Below are 4898 nucleotides of genomic sequence, written 5' to 3'. Positions count from 1 at the left end.
GATCAAAGCTTTAGTGGAAGTATTAAAATCTAACAAGATTAAAGAATTTATTAAAACAACATATAGTGATGGTTCAGTTATCCCAGTTGAATAAAAAAGCAGTTTTCTGCTTTAGGCTGTTGACAAAGTCGGTTTTTCAAACCGGCTTTGTCATACAGCCTTTTATATTTCCCACAAATGAATAAAAAAAGAGTAATTTTAATGTTTTAATATCTAAAATCACCCTTATTTTAGCTTTATTTTACCACTTTGAATACACTGAAATTTTTAATTTTTCAAATTGGTAGTTTGTCAACACTCTGAAGCAGTTTTCTGCTTTTTTATTTTAATCTTAATTTTTATTAAGTTTACTTGATAATTAACAAATTATGTTAAAATAAATAAAAAGGAGGAAAGATGATGCTGGTATTAAGTGACAAGGATTTAAAAATAACTGATTTAAAAGAGCTTGAATTAATTGATTTATCTAAAATGAAAATTAGTAACTGTATCGGCTGTTTTAATTGCTGGATCAAAACACCGGGTAAATGCGTTATTCGTGATGATGCAATCAGGATTTATCCCAAGATTGCTTTTAGCAATCAAATTATTATTGTTAGCAAAGTAAAATATGGCTGTTATGATACTATCATGAAAACGATGTTAGAACGTACTTTGCCTACTCAACAGCCATTTATTCGTTTGCTTGACCAGCAAACCCATCACTTCCAACGGAATGTGGCGTTAAAAAAAGCTACGATAATTGGCTATGGTAATGTTTCGGCTTTAGAGAAAGATGTTTTTACTAAATTAATTGAACGGAATAGTAAAAATATGAATTTTAAAAGTCACCAGGTTATTTTTACAAAAGAAGATAATATAGAAAACGTTATTAAAAATGAGGTCTTTAAATGAACGAACTATTAATTATTAATGCTAGTCCTCGAAATACTCATTCGAATTCTAAACAGTATGGACAATTATTAAAACAATTTATTACAAGTGAGTATCTTGAAATAATGAAAACTAATCATGAACAAATATGTCAAAATATTACTAAGTATAAAAATATTGTATTTGTTTTTCCATTGTATGCTGATGCTTTACCAGCAACTTTTTTAGATTTTTTAAAAACATTAGAAAAATATCATTTTGAAACAAAACCAGTTGTTTCAGTTATCATAAATTGCGGTTTTTTAGAACCAGAGCAAAATGATGTGGCAATCGAAATGGTTAAATTATTTTGTTTACAAAATAAATATTCATTTGGTTCAGTTTTAAAAATAGGTGGCGGTGAAGCTATTTTAAAAACACCATTTAAATGTTTAGTTAAACATAAAATCAAAAAATTAGCACATTCAATTAAAACAAAAAAATATTGTCAGTTAAAAGTAACGATGCCAATCTCGAAAAAAATGTATTTAAAAGCATCTACAAATTATTGGCTAAATTATGGTAAAGCTAATAATTTAACTAAAGATAAAATGGCAACAATGAAAATTGAAGATAAGTAAAAAGATGATGTGATGATCATCTTTTTGTTGCCAGTAAATTTATTCGTTTAAAGGTTTCAAAGTAAGTACCATCATCTTGTCTTGTTCTTACAAGCATTGAGTCAATTACTTTTTGACGAAATAATTCTTTTTTAGATACGGGAATTTGATTAATAAAAGGGACTAGACAGGGCTGATCGATCCATTTGATTAATTCATCATCATTTGTAAAATAACGGTCACGATTTTCAAAAGTTAAATTCAAATCTTTAAACTCAAATGTTTCAATTAGTCGTTGATATTCTTTTAAAGCTGGCATATACCAGGGCCAAATAAAATTCTGGAAATATTTTTGATACTGATCAAGACTAATTACTTCTTTGATAATTGCCACGAAGTTAAGTGTTGTACCTTCTCCAGCAAAATTCCAGGCCAGCTTACCATTAGTTTTTAAAGCTTGATAACAGTTTTGGAATAAACGCTGATGGTCTTTGACCCAGTGTAAAGCAGCATTAGAATAAATGAGATCAAATTGATCAATAAAATCAAGATTATTAATATCCATTAATTTAAACTCTAAATTATCTTTTGAATATGCTCGTTTTGCAGTTTCAATCATTCCTTTTGAAGCATCAATGCCAATTACTTTTCCCCTAGTAAAATTAGCTAATTGCATTGTTAGCATCCCATCACCACAGCCAAGATCTAAAATAGTTTCATTTCCCGATAGCACTAATTTAGAAATTAAATCATTACCCCATTTCTTTTGATGGTTAGAAGCTTGTTTGTATTTTTCGCCATTAAAATCAAAAACACTCATATTTTACCTCCTGTTTATCTATTATAACATAGTAAGTTAATTGATTTTTCACAATTGGTAAATAAAAAAGATAATGATTAAAATATGCTAGGATATAGTTATAGGAGGAATTGATGATGAAACGTAAATTTTTCTTTTTTGATATTGATGGTACATTAGCAGTTGGAAAACCAGGTAATCAATATGTCCCTGAGTCAACACAGCTGGCAATAAAAAAACTAAAAGAAGCTGGTCATTTTGTTGCGATTGCGACGGGGCGCAGTTATGCAATGGCTTTTAAACACATGCAAGAATTAGGTTTTGAAAATATGGTCAGTGATGGTGGGAATGGAATCACGATCAATAATAAATTAATTGAAATTAAACCGTTAGATTATCAAAAGTGTTTAGCTTTGATCGATGAATGTAAAGAAAAGAATTTTATTTGGGCTTTTTCTCCAGATAATGCGACAAGAAGATTAGCACCTGATCAGCGTTTTTATGATTTTACTCACGATATTTATATGGATACAGTAGTTAAAGAAAATTTAGACCCTCGCGATTATTCAAAAATTTATAAAGTATATGTAGCTTGTTTTGCGCCTGAAGAAAATAAACTGGAAACATTGAAAGAATTACCATGGTGTCGTTTTCATGATGAATATATTTTTGTAGAACCAGGGGATAAATCAGTTGGGATTAAAGCAATGGTTGATTATTTCGGTGGGGATTATCAGGATGTAGTAGTTTTTGGCGATGAAAAAAATGATTTAAGCATGTTTATTGATGAATGGACTAGTATCGCTATGGGTAATGCTATCGCTGAATTAAAAGCAAAAGCTACTTATGTTACTGATAATTGTGATCAAGACGGGATATATAATGCTTGTAAACATTTCAACTGGATCGATTAAATATGACTAATAGTCGTTTATTTGAACTTTTATACTTTTTATTAGATAAGCGCCAGACAACTGCCGATGAATTAGCTGATCATTTTGAAATATCCAAACGAACAGTTTATCGTGATTTACAGCAGTTAATGGTAGCTGGTTTTCCGGTTTATAGTAAACAAGGTCATGATGGTGGCATCTATTTAGATGAAAATTTTGTTTTACAGCGTGATTATTTTAGTGAAGACGAACGTATCCAAATTTTAACGGCATTACAGACACTTGCGAATTTAAAAGGAGCTAATGATGATTTAGTTACTAAATTAGTTTCTTTATTTGGAACTAATGAACTAGATTGGCTGGAAATTGATTTTTCTTCCTGGCATCAGCAAAATGATTTAAACGCTAAATTTAATTTATTAAAAGAAGCTATTATTTCTAAAAAGCAGATTACTTTTGATTATGTCAATACTTCAGGACTAAAAACTAAACGTAATGTTTATCCATTGAAACTGTATTTTAAGGCAACAACCTGGTATTTGCAGGGCTATTGTGTATTAAAAAAAGCTAATCGGTTTTTTAAACTAACCAGAATTCGTAACTTGAAGATGCTCAATGAAACTTTTATAACTGATCAAATAAAATCAGAAAAAATAGAAACGTATTTACATCCTCAAAAAACAATTTCCATAACTCTATTATTTTCTAAAGAGCTTGCTAGCGCTGTTTTTGATGAATTTAACGAAGCTCAAATTACTAAACTAGATAATGGTGATTATCAAGTTGTAGCAGAAGTTGAAGATAGTTATTGGTTAGATAGTTATATTTTATCGTTTGGTTCTAAATTAAAGGTACTTTCACCAAACTATCTTCGTAGTCGAATTGAACAGGAAGCTAAAAAAATAATTGATTTATATATTTAAACAAACTTGACATTAGGTGTCAGGTTTGTTTTGTTATAATGTAGTTGAGGTGAGATAATGGAAATTATAACAGTAAATCAAGATAACTTATGGGACGAACATATTTGCTGTGCACTTGCTAATAAAAAAGACAAACAAGTAGTTAGTAAAAAACAATGGCTAGAAAACCAGTTTAAATTAGGACTAGTGTTTAAAAAAATGAATGTTCGGGGTAAGTGTTTTATTGAATATGGACCGCTAGATAAAAGTGCAATTAATCTTGAGGGTGATAATTTATGTTTTATTAATTGTTTTTGGGTATCTGGTAAATAAAAGGGACAAGGCAATGCCAAGATATTATTAGAAGAATGTAAAAAAGATTGTTTAGAAAAAGGTTATGATGGTTTAGTAATAATTGCTGCTAAAAAGAAACAGCCTTTTGTTATGGATTATGATTTTTTAGTTCATCATGGTTTTGTTTCAGTTGCTTGTATTGATGATTATGAAATCATGTTTTTAAAGTTAAACGACCAGGCAGCTTTGCCGGTTATAAAATTTAAGCAGATGTCTAGCCGAGATGATGGTTTTGTTTTGTATTATTCAAATCAGTGTCCCTTTACCGCTAAATATGTGCCTTTATTAGAAACATATTGTCAGGAAAATAACATTAAATTTCATGCTATTTTATTAAATGATTATAGAGAAGCTAAAAAAGTGAATACATTATTTTCAACTTACAGTTTATTTTATAATCATCATTTTATTACTAGAGAAATATTAACAGTAAAAAAATTTATTAAGATAATGGAGAAACTAAATGCAAAAGATAGAT

7 protein-coding genes are annotated in these 4898 nt (G+C 29.1%); 6 read left to right on the top strand and 1 reads right to left on the bottom strand.

The features are described from left to right. Nucleotides 1-396: 396 nt before the first annotated feature. Both J7M77_RS08095 and J7M77_RS08090 read left to right on the top strand, forming a co-directional pair. The gene (locus J7M77_RS08095; RefSeq protein ID WP_296877327.1) at nt 397-894 is read left to right on the top strand and encodes an NAD(P)H-dependent oxidoreductase; all 498 of its coding nucleotides are present in this window, start codon (nt 397-399) and stop codon (nt 892-894) included. Continuing rightward, entirely contained in the window at nt 891-1493 is a 603-nt protein-coding gene (locus tag J7M77_RS08090) for a hypothetical protein (RefSeq protein ID WP_296877326.1), read from the top strand. The genes J7M77_RS08095 and J7M77_RS08090 overlap by 4 nt, the downstream gene beginning before the upstream one ends. A 16-nt stretch (nt 1494-1509) precedes the next feature. On the opposite strand, the gene J7M77_RS08085 is transcribed toward J7M77_RS08090, so the two are convergent. After that, on the bottom strand, nt 1510-2292 hold the full coding sequence (locus J7M77_RS08085; protein WP_296877325.1) for a class I SAM-dependent methyltransferase: 783 nt from the start codon (nt 2290-2292) through the stop codon (nt 1510-1512). A gap of 116 nt (nt 2293-2408) precedes the next feature. Here J7M77_RS08085 and J7M77_RS08080 point away from each other — a divergent pair, with 116 nt between their 5' ends. The 4 genes from J7M77_RS08080 to J7M77_RS08065 form a co-directional block, all read left to right on the top strand. Then, nucleotides 2409-3185 (top strand): HAD-IIB family hydrolase, encoded by a 777-nt coding sequence (locus J7M77_RS08080; protein WP_296877324.1) that lies wholly within the window; start codon nt 2409-2411, stop codon nt 3183-3185. A gap of 2 nt (nt 3186-3187) precedes the next feature. After that, a complete protein-coding gene (locus J7M77_RS08075) occupies nt 3188-4087 on the top strand; it encodes a YafY family protein (protein ID WP_296877323.1) in 900 nt (299 codons plus the stop codon). Between the two features lie 57 nt (nt 4088-4144). After that, nucleotides 4145-4399: a hypothetical protein gene (locus J7M77_RS08070; protein WP_296877322.1), complete on the top strand. Its 255-nt coding sequence runs from the start codon at nt 4145-4147 to the stop codon at nt 4397-4399. 111 nt (nt 4400-4510) lie between these two features. After that, nucleotides 4511-4898: YoaP domain-containing protein (locus tag J7M77_RS08065; protein ID WP_296877321.1), on the top strand; the 388-nt coding region annotated here is incomplete at its 3' end.

The sequence above is a fragment of the Thomasclavelia sp. genome, from assembly GCF_017889095.1.
Lineage (GTDB): Bacteria > Bacillota_I > Bacilli_A > Erysipelotrichales > Coprobacillaceae > Thomasclavelia.
The sequence above is the reverse complement of the archived record's forward strand: the minus strand, read 5'-3'. Positions and strand labels throughout refer to the sequence as shown.